Genomic DNA, 18,074 nt, shown 5'->3' with positions numbered 1-18,074 from the left:
GCGGGGCTGGAGATTCCACGCGGGGACGGGCTTTCGAAAAGCCAGCGCATCGATGCTGCCCTGGACGGGCTCTCCGAAAGGGAGATGGCGAGGCTAGCGCTGACGCTTGCTCAGGAACGAGGTGACATCGCCTTGGACGAGGCGGGTCGCAAAGTCCTTGAGGCCAGCGAGCCGCCGTTGACCCGCATCACGCGTCGGGATGTCGCGCGCGTGTTCGGAGACGACCTGGTTGGGGAAGCGGACCTCCTCGAGCTGGTTGGTCGCTATTTCGTTATTTCCGATCCGTTTGAGGAAGCATTTGGTGGCACCGGCAGGAGCCTCCGGGACAACATCGACCTTGGTGCGCAACCATGGCGACTGGTCGGTGGAGTTTCTCTTCGGGGAGATCGGTGCATTCGACTGTTCGCGGGCGCGGTTCGCCGCCGTGCTTCAGGACGCGGTCTACCCGCTGGCCCGCTCGGGCGAGGAGCAACTTCAAACCGTAACCGCACTCAACAAGATTCTCGCACGGGATGGTTACGAGCTGGCGGTGGATGGCGATCAGTCGGGACATCCGATCTATGCATTCCGGCCGATCATTCGGGGTGTAAGGGGCCGAAAAACCTGATCTTCGCCTCCCGCGGGCCGAAGCCGGAGCTCGGCTTTGCCGATGCCATCAACAACGACGTCGTCATCCTCTCCGGTGAGGCGAGCTGCCTCGTGTACGACCGCCCGATCAGCGCGAATGGCCTATTGTGGTCAGACTTGCTGACATGGTGGTCTGAACCAGCGTCTGGTGGTGATGCCGTTGCCCTCGGGAAGCGCCTGCAGGAGTCTCTCGCCTCCGATGCTGAGAGGAAGGTCTTCGGGACCTATTTCAAAGCCTACCGAACCGCCCTTGGCGACGCTCTGCCTGCGCTGCTGCCTCAAGTTTATCTGCACTACGATCCGGCCGTGGTGAAAACGCTCCGGCATCGCCTTCCGCTGCCACGACAACGCATGGACTTTCTTCTCCTGCTTCCCGGCCGCCAAAGAGTCGTGATCGAAGTGGATGGCAAGCATCACTTCTCGGAGGGCGAAAGGCCATCGCTGAAGGTCTACAGCGAGATGGTGTCGGCCGACCGCGAGTTACGGCTGGCCGGTTATGAGGTCTACCGATTTGGCACCAATGAGCTGGTTGGCGACGGAGCCAAAAAGGCTGATTCACGACTTCTTCGACAAGCTGTTTCGACTACACCGGGTGACGACGCGCTAAGTGCGGAGCGATGGTCGCATAGCGTCGACCTTCCACGCGTGATAAAGACGGTGACGCTAGTTTTCGGCCTTCACCGATGCGTTGCCGCATCACTGCGGATGCAAAGAGCGGATTGGCTGCTGCAGATAGATGCTGAAATCACGAAAGAGCCTCTGGTTGTCCCCTTCGTTCGGCGAGAAGCGGGTGCCGTTGACCAGATAGTGCAGGGAGTGTGAACGAGGTGGCGCTTCGAAGCCAAACCTCACGTAGGGCGGGGGTCACGTCTGATTAGCATCGCCAGCCAAGGCTCAAAACGACTGTAAGCGAAAGTGGCGTGTCGTCCTTTCAGAGGTAATTCTGCTTTGGGAAGAGGCGCTCCTCTTGTTCATCGGCTCACTTCATGGGACAAGCGGAGCTACTCGATCGAGGAGAGGGTGAATTGAAATGACGTGGACGATATCCTGGTTCTTTAGGATGCGCGGAGCGCTAAAAAACAATGTGTCCTCCTCGCGCACATGGACGCCGGAGTTCGAACTCGAGTGAGCTCACTAGCGATTTTGTATCGGGCCAACCTAAATTGTGAACCTCACGGTGACTGCAACGGCAACCGAGAACAGCGACAACCGCCAACGCTGCACTATGCTCGCTTGGAGAGTGAGCCGGGAATTATGCATAGCGCCGTGGACCGGTGTGCTTCGCGGGCGCTCGAACTCGAATTGGTGCGCGCAACGCGTTGCCGCTGCCCGAAAGCAAACGTCCTATGTCGGAAGCGCGACAAACTGTTGTGAACACTCGAGCGCAAACCGCAGAGCATTAATCCATCGCAACTGGCCTAAATCCTGCAGGTGCTCACGGGTGGGGTAAAAGATTTGGAGGCGCGTGTGAGTCTCGAGCTGAGAAACGACGGTGCCGTTGCCGATTCACCCTCGGCGACGGACGTGCGCTGTCCATTTCACGCCGATAGAGGCCGGATCCAGCAGGCAGAGCAGAAGACCGTGCTGTTGACCGGGGCGTCGCGCGGGATTGGTCACGCCACCGGAAAGCTGTTTTCGGAAGCCGGCTGGCGCATCATTTCCTGCGCGCGCCAAGCGTTCGATGGCGGGCGGTGCCCATGGAAGTCGGGCGCAGCCGACCATGTCCAGGTCGACCTCAGCAATCATAGGGCGCTGCCGCGAGCCATCGCCGAGATCAAGGAGCGCCTCGCAGGCGCACCGTTGCACGCGTTGATCAATAATGCCGGCGTTTCACCCAAGACGTCGAGCGGCACCCGGCTGACCTCGTTGACAACGTCCGTCGAAACATGGATGGGCGTGTTCCACCTCAATCTGGTGGCGCCGATCCTGCTCGCGCAAGGCCTGTTTCACGAGCTGAAAGCTGCGTCTGGATCGATTGTCAACGTGACCTCAATCGCAGGTTCGCGAGTGCACCCGTTTGCCGGCAGCGCTTATGCGACATCGAAAGCTGCGCTCGCGTGTTTAACCCGCGAAATGGCGCACGACTACGCGCCGCATGGAATTCGCGTCAATGCGATCGCGCCCGGCGAGATCAAGACGGACATTTTATCGCCTGATACGGAAGAGCGACTTGTGCCCAAAATCCCGTTGCGCCGCGTAGGCACGCCGGAAGAGGTCGCAAAAGTCATCTACTTCTTATGTTCGGATGCGGCGAGTTATGTCACCGGCACCGAGGTGCCAATCAATGGTGGCCAACACCTGTGATCGATCGCCGCCCGGTGGACAAATCGGAGCTGATTTGAGCTACCTCAATGGAAGCGCGTTCGCGGCGAAACCGTATGCGCGACGGTCCCGTGAGGAGAAAAAAGCAGATTGACGGACATTAATTTGCTGTCGTGATTATTGTCATGCCATGAAGATGCGTTATCTCTTCCCATCATCCTCTGAAATGGGGCGCGAGATCGAGCATGCCAGTGCAGCACAATACTCGTAACTTCGAACAAGGTGACAGGGTCGATGGTCATACCAACGGAGACGTCCTAACGCTGGATATCAATACGGCACGAACGCCGAATTTGAGGTCCCAAACTGAGGTCACAGCTGTCGCCTCGCAAGAGAACGCGCGCGCCGGCATATTCGACCGGTCGAAGGTACTCGCCGGTCCCTGCCGCATCGAAGTCACGCTGGCCAATGTCGTTGAGATTGTGAAACCGTTTGTGCCGGCACGGCGCTACACCATCTTGCTTTTCGGCAATGATGGCGGACCGGATCTCACCGTGGGCGCGGGCTTGAGCGATGGGCCCGATGAGCGCTACCGGAAGCGTCTGCCGCAGAAGGCAATCGATCAGATCGTGGCGACAGAAAGGGAGCTCGTCGCGGAGAACGTCAGGGCGCATTCGGCCTTCAGTGCCATAGACCTGGACGCGCTCGGGGCGCCCGACAACATGCCCCTGTCGTTCATCGGCGTTCCTATTCGCATCGAGGCGAAAGTCGTAGGTACGCTGACGATCGACCGCATCTTAGACAGCAGGTCGAGTGCCCGGCTCGACCACGACGTCCGGCTGCTTACGATGATCGCCGACCTGGTGAGCCAGACGGTCAAGCTGCATCGCTTGTTCGCGCGCGACCGCGAGAGACTTATGGCGGAAAAAGACCGGCTGCAGAAGCAGTTGTCCGAGCTTAGGCCGCCGGTGCGGGAGAGCAAGAAGGTTAATGTCGCGGGGATCATTGGCGACAGCCCAGCGCTGCGCGCGATGCTCCAGAAGATCGCGGTAGTAGCCAAATCGAACAGCACCGTTCTTTTACGCGGAGAATCCGGCACCGGGAAGGAACTGGTCGCCAAGGCCATTCACGAGCGGTCGGCCCGTGCCAAGAAGCCTTTCATAAAGCTCAATTGCGCGGCGCTCTCTGAGACGGTACTTGAGTCCGAATTGTTCGGTCATGAGAAGGGTTTCTTTACCGGTGCGTTCAATGCCCGCAAGGGTCGGTTCGAGCTTGCTGATAAGGAGACGCTGTTCGAGTCGGCGGCAACCAGACCATTAAGGTCGATGCAATTGCCGCCACCACTAAGAACCTTGAAGACGCCGTGGCTCGGAACGAGTTCCGTGGCGATCTCTATTATTGCATTAGTGTGGTTCCCTTGCTGCTGCCGCCGCTGCGCGAAAAGCGCAGTGATATTCCTCTGCTTGCCGCTCAGCTTCTTAAGAAGTTCAACAGCGAAAACGGCGATACGCTCACCTTTGATGCGAGTGCGACCGAAGTGCTAGTTTGGGACGCTGACATGAATCTGATTTGAGCAATTCCCGATGATGGACGAGATGATGAACGTACGCGCCGTTGTAGAGATGTCGCAAGACGCTGACCTGTTGCGCGAGATGATTGGCTTTGCCGCCCCGTGGCTGATGGAAATCGGGCCAATGTTCAAGGATCACCTGTTATGGCACTAACCCAGAAATTTGCGCTCCGCCAGTCGCATGTCATGACGCTGCAGCTGAGAGCGTCGATCAACATGCTGCAACTGTCCAACATGGATCTCGCTGACTCCGTGGCGCAGATGGTGGAGCAGAATCCGTTCTTGCAGTGGGCCGACGACGCGCCGGAGCCGCTGGTCGCGGGCGAGTCTGCTATGGAGCGGCCCGAGTTTTCCGAGACTGAAGGTTCCAGCGACGGCGACGATGCCGGCGGCAAGTCGGCGAGTTCCTCCGCCGACAGCTTCGAGCCGGGCCGGGAGGAATGCCTGAACCGTGATCTCGGCAGCCGCACCGAAATCGAGCAGACGCTCGATACCGGCTTCGAAAATGTCTTCCCCGAGGAGCCAGCCGAGGCTGCCGAACGCGCCGCGAAAGACGCGGCTCCGAGAGCCTGTACCGAATGGGGCGGCGGCGCCTCGAGCCACGAAGACTACAATCTCGAAGCCTTTGTCGCTGCCCAGCTGACGCTTGCCGACCATCTCGCCGAGCAGCTTGCGGGCGCTTTCACCTCGCCTTCAGAACGTATGATCGGGCAATTTCTGATCGACCTCGTCGAGGAGGACGGCCGCCTGCCGCCGGACCTCGGGCAGGCAGCCGAGCGTCTCGGTGGGCCGCAGCACGAGGTCGATGCGGTGCTCGCGGTGCTGCAGAAATTCGACCCTCCCGGCATCTGCGCGCGAAGCTTACGCGAGTGCCTGGCGATCCAGCTGCGCGAGCTTGATCGCTACGACCCGGCGATGCAGGCCCTGGTCGAGCATCTCGATCTCGTGAAGAAGCGCGATACGGCCTCGCTGAGCAAGCTGTGCGGCGTCGACGAAGAAGACATCGCCGACATGATCGGCGAGATTCGCAGGCTCGATCCAAAGCCGGGTCTGAAGTTCGGCAGGCTGCGGCCGGAAATCAAGATGCCGGACATCTATGCGCGGCGGAGACACGACGGCGGCTGGGATGTCGAGCTCAACAGTGACACTTTGCCGCGCGTCCTGGTGAACGAGACCTATTACACCGAAGTGTCGAAGACGATGCGGAAAGACAGCGACAAGTCGTGGGCCACAAAACGCCTGCAGGAGGCGAATTGGCTGGTGCGCGCGCTCGATCACCGTGCCCATACCCTCCTCAAGGTCGCAGCCGAGATCGTGCGCCAGCAGGAGGGCTTCTTCATCCATGGCATGTCCCATTTGCGGCCGCTCAAGATGAAGGCGGTGGCGGATGCGATAAAGATGCACGAGTCGACCGTCTCGCGTGTGACCGGCAACAAATATATCGAGACCAATCGTGGCACGTTTGAACTGAAGGGCTTCTTCACGGCCTCGATCGCTTCCGCCCACGGCGGAGAGGCGCATTCGGCCAAAGCCGTGCGTCATCTAATCAAGCAGTTGATCGACGCCGAATCGCCATCCGCAATCCTCTCTGATGATAAGCTCGTGGAACGACTGCGCGCATCGGGCATCAATATCGCCCGCCGCACCGTCGTGAAGTACCGCAAAGCGATGCGAATTCCTTCCTCCGTGCAGCGCCGTAATGAGAAGCTCGGCCGCGGTTAACACGGCAGAGAGGATCATCGTTGCAATCGGTGTTGAATTGCCCCAAGAGTGCACGCTTTGTGGCTTGTTCTGCTAGCCGTGCATAAACGTCGTGAACGCGCTGATGCGAAAGAACATGGCCTGCCTCGCACTCCTAGCTTAGTCCGGATGAGCTTGGCTGATCAAGTTCGGTCAGCTGTACAGCAATAGACCGAGCTCGCCATGGCCACCCATCCGAAGCTCGTGAGCTCCGGTGCAGAGCAATGTTCCGGCGCTTTTGCACCATGCCGGCACGACGGCGACGACTCGCTGGCAAGAGGCCTGCAAACAACGAGCAATCCGATAAGCCGCGGCAGCCTCGCCGCCTTCCGTGGCCAGATCAAGAGCACATTTGCCTGCCGTTTTCGTGACAGCGCACGAGCTAATCACACTATCACCGACACACATGCACATTTTAGAGTTTTACTGGAGGACGGCGCGTCGTGCTCTCTCCCAACGACCTCCGCCTCCCTTCGACGGGTCTTAGTCTGGCTTTGACCAGCCGTGTCCCGCTGATCAGGAACGCGGTCGCGCGCCCAAACCAGAGACCGCGCCGACGTGCCCGCCGCGCGGCGCCTCCACCAAGAGCGCGCAGTTCGAGGTTGGCGATCGCCGGTTAGTCCTTGGCTAACCCGGACGGGAGCGATGCTGGAGGGGTTTACTTCCACAATCGGCTCATTGGCTGCAATCATTTCGAGGTGGCGGCACCGTCAGGCTGTGAGGCCTCTACACAGCATCGCCACCCCGCCGGGTCTTCCAGGCTTGAAGGTTCCTCCCGAGCTGACAAGCGTCATGACGCGTGCCGAGTCACCACCTTCACGGTAAGGCATCATTGTTTGTCTCCGCTCCCTTACTTGATGCGATTCTGACGCATGCTGTCCAACCGTTCGAAAAGCGAGCGCTCGTCCTGCCCAAAGAAATTGATGGCGATGATCACTTCGCGCAGATGGGCTATGCTGTAGCCTTCGGTTTGATGAACCCAGCGGTCGAGCGTGGCATCATCAAGTGATGGCTTCTTGGCCTTGAAATAGGCGCGGCGGCCGTGGGCGGACAACGGACCAACCATGTGGGTGCTGTGGCTAGACTTATCCTCGTGGTCGTGAGTTGACATGTTCTTGCCTCCATTCAGTTCTGCGCGGGTCCAACTGTGTTCTTCGACTACATGCCCATCATTGTGTCGTGCACGTTCTCAGTCTCCACTGTATAGGCCCATACCGGTGCGGTTAGGCTCCTGGACTTTTGTGTGTTGCAAGGAGGGCGCCAGTCGCTGCCTGGAGGCAAAAATGCACGCATTTGCAGTTGGATAGCGCTCACCTACCGTGACCGCTGTTGTTGCAAGCTGACATCGGAGCGTGTGCCCTCCATTCGACCTGTTCGAAACAACACAGCGGCAAGCTACGCGTGACACGCACTCCGGATTTCAATGCCACGCGCGATGTGGTCCTTGGTGATCCCTGCATTGTTCGGGTTTAAACCCTCTGTCGGATGGCCTCGATGAGATGGCGGAATGAGTACATAGTCTTCCGTAGCAGCCGTCATCACTGCCGCTGATTAGGATCGCGGTCGCGCGTTCTTGGCCAACCAGAGACCGCGCCGACCTGCCCGCCGCGCGGCGCCTCCACCAAGAGCGCGCACTTCGAGGTTGGCGATCAGCGGTTAGTTCTTGGCTAACCCGTACGGGAGCGATGCTGGAGGGATCTATTTCTACTTCCACAATCGGTTCATTGGCTGCGATCATTTCGAGGTGGCGGCACCGTCAGGCTGTGAGGCCTCTACACAGCATCGCCACCCCGCCGGGTCTTCGAGGCTTGAAGGTTCCTCCCGAGCTGACAAGCGTCATGACGCGTGCCGAGCCACCACCTTCACGGTAAGGCATCATTGTTTGTCTCCGCTCCCTTACTTGATGCGATTCTGACGCATGCTGTCCAACCGTTCGAAAAGCGAGCGCTCGTCCTGGCCAAAGAAATTGATGGCGATGATCACTTCGCGCAGATGGGCTATGCTGTAGCCTTCGGTTTGATGAACCCAGCGGTCGAGCGTGGCATCATCAAGCGACGGCTCCTTGGCTTTGAAATAGGCGCGGCGGCCCTGGGCGGACAACGGACCAACCTCCATGATGGTCTCAAAGCGAGCAGGGCGATCGACAAGGCGGCTGTCCAGGCGGTTTAGGTCGTTCGTGGTCGCAACGTGCAGCACGTTCGAAATCTGAGCCTGGCCATCGAGTAATCCAAGGAAGCCCTCAACGCGGTACCTTCCCACAAGCGCGTCCAGATCCTCCATGACGGTGATCACGGGCCGCTCGGGCTCAATGCGACGCAGCAGACGGAGGCACTCGCTAGCCAGTTGCGGGTGATCGACAAGGACGACCACGCCATTATGATCTCGTACGACATCCTCCATCATTCGCCCGATTGCGCAGGTCTTGCCAGTACCGGGTATCCCGTGCCAGAGCAGGCCGCGCTTGTGCAAGAATTCGCGCTCGGCGTACTTCTCGCCCAGGGTCCAGAACTTCTTGACCTCGGCCAAAAGCCTCTCGACAGCGGGGTCCGGTAAGTCCAACAGTTTATCGGTCACAATCGCACGCCGATCAGAACCTTCTCCAGCCGTTCGCAACCAGGAGGCACCTCGGGCTCGACGACGATCTCCACCCGCTCCAGATGCGCGCCGAACTCCTTGCGCGGCCGCGGCGCGCGTTGCGGCTTGTCGTCCTTGCCACCTGCCTTGGCCAGTTCGGCTTCAATGGCCGCCACGCCAGTGGCGATCTCGTCAAATACGAAGGCGATCTGCTCATCGCTCGGCTTGTCGCTGCGCAAACGTTCCGAGCGCGTGCCGTAAAGCGTGCGCTCCAACATCTTCACGATCGCCGTCAGCTCCGCGATCCGCGCGTCGGCCGCCTGGTTGACCGCGGCGAGATCGGCGTTCGCCGCAGTCAGTGTGGCAATCTTGGAGACGATGCGGCTGTTCTCGGCCTCGATCGCCTGCCGCTCTGCCGCCAAGGCGAGGATCGGCGCATGGGCATCGGCAAGGGTCGTCGGAAGCTCTGCAACGGGCGGCGTCATTGGCGCCCATCACAGCAGAGCCGCCGCCAATCTTCCAACCCTTTCAGTGCCCTGACTCAATTCGCCACAACTTATCAACCCACCGATTGCGGGCGCTTCACAACCACCGGACGCACCTTCGTCCAGTCCAGCACGTCGATCAGCGCGAGCAACTGTGCATGGTTCAGCCGCACCCGGGTGGGCGCAATCTTCGGCCAGCAGAACTTTGTCTCCTCGAGAGTCTTGGCAAACGGGCAGATCCCGCTGCCCTCCCACCAAACCGCCTTGATCCGGTCCGCTCTTTTCGAACGGAACACGTACAGCGCGCCGCTGAATGGGTCGGCTCCGCCATCTCGCACCAGCGCCATCAAGCCGGTCGCTCCCTTACGGAAGTCAACCGGCATGCTGGCCACGTAAACCTGAACACCTGGCGGGATCATGCCTGCCGACCCGCCCGGATTACCGCAGCAAGCCGCTTAGGCTCCACATCGCTGCCGATGCGCACCGCGACATCGCCAACCACAATTTCCATCGTCTCGCCCGCCACCGCTTCAAAACGCGCGAACTTGATCGGTCGGGCTCGCTCGGAAAGCGGCGCAACAATTCCCGAGGCCAGCGCCTTGCGCCGCCAGGCAAACACCTGCGACGGATCAAGCCCGTGAGCCCGCGCGATCGCCGACACGTTCGCTCCCGGCGCGAACGTTTCCCCGACAATCCGCTCCTTCGCCTCCCGCGACCAGGTGCGATGGCTCCGCCCTGGACTGACCGGAAGCACAGTTCCGGGTCATCGACAATGACGACCACGCCGTTATGATCTCGTACGACATCCGAGCAGAATCCGGCGTGCAGATTTCCCGCACCGGGCTCCCCAGATGACATTCGCGAAGAGCGCCTCATCACACCGTCGGATGCAAGTTTCGAGCGAACGGAAGCTCGAACCAGGGGCGGTCGCCCAATTGTGCCCAACTCAGCCTATCATTCGCCCGATTGCGCAGGTCTTGCCAGTACCGGGTATCCCGTGCCAGAGCATGCCGCGCTTGTGCAAGAATTCGCGCTCGGCGTACTTCTCGCCCAGGGTCCAGAACTTCTTGTGCTCGGCTGAAAGCCTCTCGACAGTGGGGTCCGGTAAGTCCAACAGTTTATCAGTCTTAGTCGGCACCTGTTCGAGAAAAGCGCTGCAGTCATTTTCGTAGCAGCGATAAGCACCTGCTGGTAATTTGTTGGTGACGGCAGAGACTGGAAAGAAGTTACTGCCCCGCCGCGCCCATAGCGTGTCATTCTCTTTATTCATGCACTCGTCCTCTTTGTTCATGCACTCGTCCTTGTAGCACTCAGCCATGTACTTTCCTCGCTTCGATTTCTCCGGTGCTCTGGGCCGTGACGAGACTCATGCTGATATCCTTGTTCCGTGTTGCGGTTTACGGCTCTCGGCCAACCGTTTTGCAATAAGAGTACCAGCCCCGGCCCCGACGCAAAAATGCACGCATTTGCAGTTGGATAGAGCGCTCACCCAGCGTGACTCACTGTTGTTGCAAAGCTGACATCGGAGCGTGTGCGGAGAGCCCCTCCATTCGACCTGTTCGAAACAACACACGGCAAGCTACGCGTGACACGCACTCCGGATTTCAATGCCGCTCGACAGCGGTGTCCGGCAAGATGGCGCGAAGACACGCTTGACGACCGTCGGGGAACCGTTGAGACCGCATTTCGTGATGTCTTCGACACCGGCCTCAAGTGCGCTCCATTTCACGATCGGTGCCCGAGTTGCACGCAAGGCATCTGCCATGGCGCCGCGGCGGATCTGCTTGGTGCCCTCCAGCATGGTGATGAGACACGGCAGCTTCGTGCGCAGCACCTGGGCGCTGCCTTCGAGAGCGCCGCTCCGCTTCAATCGTGCGCGAGGTGAGATCGAGGGCCTTGATCTTGGCCACGTATGTGAACTGCGCCACACCAAGCCGCTTCGCGATCCCGGGCCCAACCTGCGCGGTGTCGCCGTCGATGGTCTGCTTGCCGGTGAAAATGAGATCCAGCGGGCCGTATTCCTGGCCGATTTTGCGAAGCGCGGTTGCCAGCGCGTAAGTCGTCGCCAACGTGTCCGCACCCGCCAAGCAGCGGTCGGTGAGCAGCGATGCTGGAGGAGTCTACTTCCACAATCCGCTCATTGGCTGCGATCATTTCGAGGTGGCGGCACCGTCAGGCTGTGAGGCCTCTACACAGCATCGCCACCCCGCCGGGTCTTCGAGGCTTGAACGTTCCTGTTTTGATCAACGCGCCCGCGCTTTTGGCGCGAGTCGTAGCGGGCACCACGAAATGCATGCGACCCCGCAGCGCCAGCGGCGACCCGACAAAAACCTCTCGCGGGGTGTGGACAGCGCCCCGCGAGAAGTTCGTCAGGATCATGGAGTGTAGCGTACTTCGCGCCTCAGGCGGGCAGGTGCCATTGTCCGTCGGCCCCGAGTGAGAAGCGTGATTACGCGTGCCGAGCCACCACCTTCCGGTTGAGCTATTCGGGTCCTAAGACGAGATCAGGGCCGCCATAGCTTACGAGTAGGGCATCTTGTTTGTCTCCGCTCCCTCACGCATGCTGTCTAACCGTTCGAAAACCGCGCGCTCGTCCTGGCCAAAGAAATTGATGGCGATGATCACTTCGCGCAGATGGGCTATGGTGTAGCCTTCGGTTTGATGAACCCAGCGGTCGAGCGTGGCATCATCAAGCGACGGCTCCTTGGCTTTGAAATAGGCGCGGCGGCCCTGGGCGGCTAACGGACCAACCTCTATGATGGTGTCAAAGCGAGCAGGGCGATGGACAAAGCGCCCGTCCAGACGGTATAGCTTGTTGGTGGTCGCGACATGCAGCACCTTCCCAATCTCAGCGTTGCCATCGAGTAACGCAAGGAAGCCCTCAGCGCGGTGTTTTGCCACAAGCTCGTCCAGATCCTCCATAACGGTGATCACGGGCCGCTCGGGCTCAATGCGACGCAGCAGACGGAGGCACTCGCTAGCCAGTTCCGGGTCATCGACAAGGACGACCACGCCATTATGATTTCGTACGACATCCTCTATCATTCGCCCGATTGCGCAGGTCTTGCCAGTACCGGGTATCCCGTGCATGAGAATGCCGCGCTTGTACGTGAACCCGCGCTCGGCGTACTGCTCGCCCAGGGTCCAGAACTTCTTGTGCTCGGCTGAAAGCCTCTCGATAGTGGGGTCCGGTAAGTCCAACAGTTTATCAGTCTTAATCGGCACCTGTTCGAGAAAAGCGCTGCAGTCATTTTCGTAGCAGCGATAAGCACCTGCTGGTAATTTGTTGGTGACGGCAGAGACTGGAAAGAAGTTACTGCCCCGCCGCGCCCATAGCGTGTCATTCTCCTTATTCATGCACTCGTCCTCTTTGTTCATGCACTCGTCCTTGTAGCACTCAGCCATGTACTTTCCCCGCTTCGATTTCTCCGGTGCTCTGGGCCGTGACGAGACTCATGCTGATATCCTTGTTCCGTGTTGCGGTTTACGGCTCTCGGCCAACCGTTTTGCAATAAGAGTACCAGCCCCGGCCCCGACGCAAAAATGCACGCATTTGCAGTTGGATAGAGCGCTCACCCAGCGTGACTCACTGTTGTTGCAAAGCTGACATCGGAGCGTGTGCGGAGAGCTCCTCCATTCGACCTGTTCGAAACAACACACGGCAAGCTACGCGTGACACGCACTCCGGATTTCAATGCCGCTCGACAGCGGTGTCCGGCAAGATGGCGCGAAGACACGCTTGACGACCGTCGGGGAACCGTTGAGACCGCATTTCGTGATGTCTTCGACACCGGCCTCAAGTGCGCTCCATTTCACGATCGGTGCCCGAGTTGCACGCAAGGCATCTGCCATGGCGCCGCGGCGGATCTGCTTGGTGCCCTCCAGCATGGTGATGAGACACGGCAGCTTCGTGCGCAGCACCTGGGCGCTGCCTTCGAGAGCGCCGCTCCGCTTCAATCGTGCGCGAGGTGAGATCGAGGGCCTTGATCTTGGCCACGTATGTGAACTGCGCCACACCAAGCCGCTTCGCGATCCCGGGCCCAACCTGCGCGGTGTCGCCGTCGATGGTCTGCTTGCCGGTGAAAATGAGATCCAGCGGGCCGTATTCCTGGCCGATTTTGCGAAGCGCGGTTGCCAGCGCGTAAGTCGTCGCCAACGTGTCCGCACCCGCGAAGCAGCGGTCGGTGAGCAGCACGGCGCGATCGGCGCCGAAGGTCAGCGCTTTGCGTAAGGAATCCTCGGACGACGGCGGTCCCATTGTAAGAACGGTGATCTCGCCGCCGAGCTTATCTCGCAGTTCGAAGGCGGCTTCCAGCGCGAACAGATCGTAGGGGTTGATGATGGTAGGCACTCCCTGACGCATGATTGTATTGGTCACTGGGTGCAACCGAATCTGCGCGGAGTCAGGGACCTGCTTGATGCAGACGATGTTGTGCATGTGCCTCACCAGACGTTGCGAAGATCGCCGAGAACACAGCAAGAGTCCTACAGAAATCCGGAAAATGGGAGAAAGATCTGTGCAGTCTCATGATGCTGTTACGTGCCGCCAGCGCCAAGACTCCCAGCGTTCGCGAAGGCGACAGCGCCGGGGACGCAAAGTGATAGATCGTTCATCTGCATCACAAGGGCCGCGATCCTGAACCACGATGTGACTCTTCAATGCAAAGGTGGATCCCAGCACTCCCGTAGGGGGTGCTGGTAACCGCCTGAGCCACCTTGACGATGCCTTCGCATAGCAGGCGCAAACCGACGTGTCCGTCCGCAATGGGAGAACCTCTTTTCGAGGGCAGCTCCCCCTGAGTCACGCGAGCAGACGCAAAGCTCGTGCGCATCTCCCGGCCGTATCAGATCACACGCGGATTCTTTGGCTCGCTCAGAGGCAAGAAAGGGGCTGCCGGTCAGTTTTCCGGGGATTTACGCCACTTCGAGCAGCGAAGCGCCCTCGATATGAATCGGCCAAGTTCGCCGAAATACATCCGGTGATCTGAAAACTGTCATTCAAGCTCCGTCACAGCGGGCTGCCTGGAAGGCGTTACTTGCGCAGCCGGCGCGCGCCGCAGCTACCGCTGCCTATGACACGAGGGCCACGTCCATAGACTCGACCTTGGGTGCCACCTTGACCGACTCGCTGATCGGATTCGCATCAGATCAAGGTCGAGACTCGACTGGCCGACCACGCGCAAGCCGTATCTGGATTCGTCGCCTGGCCCGTCGGCGCTAACCTACGCAGACTTGATTTGTGCCGGCTATTCGTTTCAGCACGCGATGATGGCGGCGCCCTACACGCCAACAACCCGATGGCCCGTTCAAAACTTCTTGATCTCGACACCGTATTTCCCCAGGGCGTAGCCAACCTGCCGCGGCGTCACCTTGAGTAGGCGCGCCGCCTTTGCCTGTACCCAGCCGGCTCTTTGCATGGCGGCGATAAGGCTTTCGCGATCAATCATATTCGCACCGCGTACGAGACGTGTGTCGGCGGGCGCTAGCGGAGCCTGCTCACCGTCGGCACGAGACACTGCACCTGCAGGCGGCGGAGCAGGCTCATCGGGGAGTGCGGGAACGTTTTCCGGCACTGGTGTCGGCGGCCGCGGGTGCTGCGCCATCTCGTCCGATGCTCTCTTCCACAGTTTGGCAGAAAGGCACTGGTCCTGGGAGCAGGCAAAGTCGTCTCTGACGATCAATGGTCCCGGGGCGAGCGTCGCGCTCCGCTGCACGCAATTTTCGAGCTCCCGGACATTGCCAGGAAAACCGCACCTCATCAGTAGTGCAGTCGCACTTGCATCGAAGCTGAGTGCACGGCCGTTCTCGCTGTTGAACCTTCTCAGAAACTCAGCAGCGAGGAGCGGAATATCGGTGCGCCTTTCTCGCAACGGCGGCAGGACCAACGGAACCACACTGATGCGATAATACAGGTCGGCCCGGAACTCATTCCTTGTCACCGCGTCTTCCAGGTTCTTGTTCGTGGCGGCGATGACGCGCACATCGACCTTGATGGTCTGATTGCTGCCGACCCGCTCGAATTCCTGCTCCTGCAGCACGCGTAGCAGCTTTGCCTGGAACGACGCCGAGATCTCACCAATTTCGTCCAGAAACAGCGTGCCCGTGTCGGCGAGCTCAAAGCGGCCCTTGCGCGAATTGACCGCGCCGGTAAAGGCACCCTTGTCATGGCCGAACAATTCGGATTCCAGTACCGTCTCAGGTAGCGCCGCGCAATTGAGCTTTATGAATGGCCGCTTGGCGCGGGCAGACTGCTCGTGAATGGCCTGGGCGACCAGCTCTTTCCCGGTACCGGATTCGCCGCGTATCAGAACCGTGCTACTCGATTTGGCTACCACTGCGGCCTTCTCGAGCAGCGCGCGCAGCGCCGGACTGTCGCCAACGATACCCTTGGCATGCCCTTTCTTACATTTCCCAGCCGGCGGCTTGAACTCGGATGACTGCTTGAGCTCGGACGACTGCTTTTGCAGCCGGTCTTTCTCCGCCATAAGTCGCTCGCGGTCGGACGCGAACAAGCGATGCAGCTTGACCGTCTGACCCACCAGGTGGGCGATCACGGTAAGCAGCCGGGCGTCGGAGTCGAGCCGGACCCTCGACTTGTCGTCCAGGAAGCGGTCGATGGTCAGCGTACCTGCGACTTTCGCCTCGATGCGAATAGGAACGCCGATGAACGACAGGGGAATGTTGTCGGGCGCCCCGAGCGCGTCCAGGTCTATGGCACTGAAGGCCGAATGCGCCCTGACGTTCTCCGCGACGAGCTCCCTTTCTGTCGCCACGATCTGATCGATTGCCTTCTGCGGCAGACGCTTCCGGTAGCGCTCATCGGACCCATCGCTCAAGCCTGCGCCCACGGTGAGATCCGGTCCGCCATCATTGCCGAAAAGCAAGATGGTGTAGCGCCGTGCCGGCACAAACGGTTTCACAATCTCAACGACATTGGCCAGCGTGACTTCGATGCGGCAGGGACCGGCGAGTACCTTCGACCGGTCGAATATGCCGGCGCGCGCGTTCTCTTGCGAGGCGACAGCTGTGACCTCAGTTTGGGACCTCAAATTCGGCGTTCGTGCCGTATTGATATCCAGCGTTAGGACGTCTCCGTTGGTATGACCATCGACCCTGTCACCTTGTTCGAAGTTACGAGTATTGTGCTGCACTGGCATGCTCGATCTCGCGCCCCATTTCAGAGGATGATGGGAAGAGATAACGCATCTTCATGGCATGACAATAATCACGACAGCAAATTAATGTCCGTCAATCTGCTTTTTTCTCCTCACGGGACCGTCGCGCATACGGTTTCGCCGCGAACGCGCTTCCATTGAGGTAGCTCAAATCAGCTCCGATTTGTCCACCGGGCGGCGATCGATCACAGGTGTTGGCCACCATTGATTGGCACCTCGGTGCCGGTGACATAACTCGCCGCATCCGAACATAAGAAGTAGATGACTTTTGCGACCTCTTCCGGCGTGCCTACGCGGCGCAACGGGATTTTGGGCACAAGTCGCTCTTCCGTATCAGGCGATAAAATGTCCGTCTTGATCTCGCCGGGCGCGATCGCATTGACGCGAATTCCATGCGGCGCGTAGTCGTGCGCCATTTCGCGGGTTAAACACGCGAGCGCAGCTTTCGATGTCGCATAAGCGCTGCCGGCAAACGGGTGCACTCGCGAACCTGCGATTGAAGTGACGTTGACAATCGATCCCGACGCGGCTTTTAACTCCTGAAACAGGCCTTGCGCGAGCAGGATTGGCGCCATTAGATCGAGGTGGAAAACGCTCATCCAGGTTTCGATCCACGTCGTCAACGACGTTATTCGTGTGCCGTTCGGCGCTTTCGGTGAAATACCGGCATTATGGATCAACGCGTGCACTGGTTCGCCTGCGTGGCGCTCTTTGATCTCGGCGATGGCGCGCGGCAGCGAGCGATAGTTGCTGAGGTCGACCTGGACATGATCATCGGTTCCTGACTTCCACGGGCATCTCCCGCCATCGAACGGCTGGCGCGCGCAGGAAATGATGCGCCAGCCTGTTTCCGAGAACAGCTTTCCGGTCGCATGACCGGTGCCGCGCGACGGCCCTGTCAGTACCAACGTCCTCCGCTCTCGCTGCCAGGTTCGCCTGGATCGGCTTGAAATCGACAGCGCGCCCCGGTCGGTTCGGCTGGACCGGTAACCGCATCTTCGCTTGTCAGATCAAGACTCAAAACGCGCCTCTCACTAGGTTGCCCTCGTCCCGCAGGGTGGTGCAGGATTTGGGCCAGTAAGATGCGCAAAAACGCGCGCCGTTTTGCTGCGGAATGTCGCGTTCGCAAACACGTTGGTGAGTTTCGAACATCAGATAGGTCGGCTTTCGAACAACAGCTCGCGCGGCGCCAGACCAAGCGATTTCGAGCTCTGCAAGGCATCCTCACGCGCACCGCGCCCGAGAAATGCTGTTATGCGCTTTGGCGATGTCGGTCAGCTCAATTGCCCCCCGATCAAACCGCGGGCGAGCTCTCTTAATCGATCCGCGGGGGGTCGCTAGGCGGCAGACCGTTTGCTGTTTAGCCGCTCAGCGCGTCAGTGATCACGATCCGATACGCCGCGATGTCTTCAGCACTCCGTCGAGGCTGAAGTGGTAACCAGACGTGATCCGCGTGCTACGTGAGGTTCGTTCGCGAAGTGGCGCGACAATTCATCTGTGCGCCGCTTGCTCGGTACCACGCCCGCTGAATGATGGCATCACCAGAAAGCTTAAGCGATGGCCCCAAGGAATCCCAAGTCGTTGCCAAGCATGCCGGGAGCTCGGAACGGGCCCCTGTCTGCGTACCAGCGCACCGCCTAC

General features: G+C 59.7%; 13 protein-coding genes and 4 pseudogenes. 6 read left to right on the top strand and 11 right to left on the bottom strand.

The annotated features are described in order from the left end of the window. The first annotated feature begins 199 nt into the window (after positions 1 to 199). The 6 genes and pseudogenes from QA643_RS25415 (at position 200) to rpoN (ending at position 6,181) form a co-directional block, all read left to right on the top strand. The gene (locus QA643_RS25415; protein ID WP_283028587.1) at positions 200 to 607 is read left to right on the top strand and encodes a hypothetical protein; all 408 of its coding nucleotides are present in this window, start codon (positions 200 to 202) and stop codon (positions 605 to 607) included. A 92-nt stretch (positions 608 to 699) separates the two neighbouring features. Continuing rightward, positions 700 to 1,449 carry a hypothetical protein gene (locus tag QA643_RS25410; protein WP_283028586.1) on the top strand — a complete coding sequence of 250 codons (750 nt, stop codon included), beginning with the start codon at positions 700 to 702 and terminating at the stop codon, positions 1,447 to 1,449. A 702-nt stretch (positions 1,450 to 2,151) separates the two neighbouring features. Beyond that, the gene (locus tag QA643_RS25405; protein WP_283034927.1) at positions 2,152 to 2,931 is read left to right on the top strand and encodes an SDR family oxidoreductase; all 780 of its coding nucleotides are present in this window, start codon (positions 2,152 to 2,154) and stop codon (positions 2,929 to 2,931) included. 203 nt (positions 2,932 to 3,134) lie between these two features. After that, positions 3,135 to 4,432 (top strand): annotated as a pseudogene (locus QA643_RS25400) (sigma 54-interacting transcriptional regulator); the annotation flags it as partial. Positions 4,433 to 4,472: 40 nt separating this feature from the next. Then, on the top strand, positions 4,473 to 4,613 hold the full coding sequence (locus tag QA643_RS25395; RefSeq protein ID WP_283028585.1) for a hypothetical protein: 141 nt from the start codon (positions 4,473 to 4,475) through the stop codon (positions 4,611 to 4,613). Then, on the top strand, positions 4,604 to 6,181 hold the full coding sequence (gene rpoN, locus QA643_RS25390; RefSeq protein ID WP_283028584.1) for an RNA polymerase factor sigma-54: 1,578 nt from the start codon (positions 4,604 to 4,606) through the stop codon (positions 6,179 to 6,181). The genes QA643_RS25395 and rpoN overlap by 10 nt, the downstream gene beginning before the upstream one ends. Positions 6,182 to 7,049: 868 nt before the next feature. Here the strand turns inward: rpoN and QA643_RS25385 are convergent. From QA643_RS25385 to QA643_RS25335, 11 genes and pseudogenes are all read right to left on the bottom strand, one after another. Continuing rightward, a complete protein-coding gene (locus QA643_RS25385; RefSeq protein ID WP_283028583.1) occupies positions 7,050 to 7,310 on the bottom strand; it encodes a hypothetical protein in 261 nt (86 codons plus the stop codon). A gap of 785 nt (positions 7,311 to 8,095) precedes the next feature. After that, entirely contained in the window at positions 8,096 to 8,725 is a 630-nt protein-coding gene (locus tag QA643_RS25380) for an AAA family ATPase (RefSeq protein WP_283028582.1), read from the bottom strand. Between the two features lie 44 nt (positions 8,726 to 8,769). Then, the gene (locus QA643_RS25375; RefSeq protein ID WP_283028581.1) at positions 8,770 to 9,258 is read right to left on the bottom strand and encodes a transposase; all 489 of its coding nucleotides are present in this window, start codon (positions 9,256 to 9,258) and stop codon (positions 8,770 to 8,772) included. A 74-nt stretch (positions 9,259 to 9,332) separates the two neighbouring features. After that, the gene (gene tnpB, locus QA643_RS25370; RefSeq protein ID WP_283028580.1) at positions 9,333 to 9,641 is read right to left on the bottom strand and encodes an IS66 family insertion sequence element accessory protein TnpB; all 309 of its coding nucleotides are present in this window, start codon (positions 9,639 to 9,641) and stop codon (positions 9,333 to 9,335) included. A 32-nt stretch (positions 9,642 to 9,673) separates the two neighbouring features. Further along, a complete protein-coding gene (locus QA643_RS25365; RefSeq protein WP_283034926.1) occupies positions 9,674 to 9,952 on the bottom strand; it encodes a transposase in 279 nt (92 codons plus the stop codon). A 252-nt stretch (positions 9,953 to 10,204) separates the two neighbouring features. Beyond that, on the bottom strand, positions 10,205 to 10,549 hold the full coding sequence (locus QA643_RS25360; RefSeq protein WP_283028579.1) for a hypothetical protein: 345 nt from the start codon (positions 10,547 to 10,549) through the stop codon (positions 10,205 to 10,207). A 345-nt stretch (positions 10,550 to 10,894) separates the two neighbouring features. After that, a pseudogene (locus QA643_RS25355) lies at positions 10,895 to 11,363 on the bottom strand (electron transfer flavoprotein subunit beta/FixA family protein); the annotation flags it as partial. Between the two features lie 415 nt (positions 11,364 to 11,778). Further along, positions 11,779 to 12,636, bottom strand: a complete 858-nt coding sequence (locus QA643_RS25350) for an AAA family ATPase (protein WP_283028578.1) — start codon at positions 12,634 to 12,636, stop codon at positions 11,779 to 11,781. A 342-nt stretch (positions 12,637 to 12,978) separates the two neighbouring features. Then, positions 12,979 to 13,696: pseudogene (locus QA643_RS25345) on the bottom strand (electron transfer flavoprotein subunit beta/FixA family protein); the annotation flags it as partial. Between the two features lie 868 nt (positions 13,697 to 14,564). Next, complete coding sequence (gene nifA, locus QA643_RS25340; RefSeq protein WP_283028577.1) at positions 14,565 to 16,415, bottom strand: nif-specific transcriptional activator NifA; 1,851 nt, start codon at positions 16,413 to 16,415, stop codon at positions 14,565 to 14,567. Between the two features lie 203 nt (positions 16,416 to 16,618). After that, positions 16,619 to 17,454: pseudogene (locus QA643_RS25335) on the bottom strand (SDR family oxidoreductase). Positions 17,455 to 18,074: the final 620 nt, after the last annotated feature.

Origin of the sequence: Bradyrhizobium sp. CB3481 (genome assembly GCF_029714305.1) — a bacterium.
Classification (GTDB): domain Bacteria; phylum Pseudomonadota; class Alphaproteobacteria; order Rhizobiales; family Xanthobacteraceae; genus Bradyrhizobium.
Note: the sequence above shows the minus strand (reverse complement) of the source record. Positions and strands in the feature narration are given on the sequence as shown.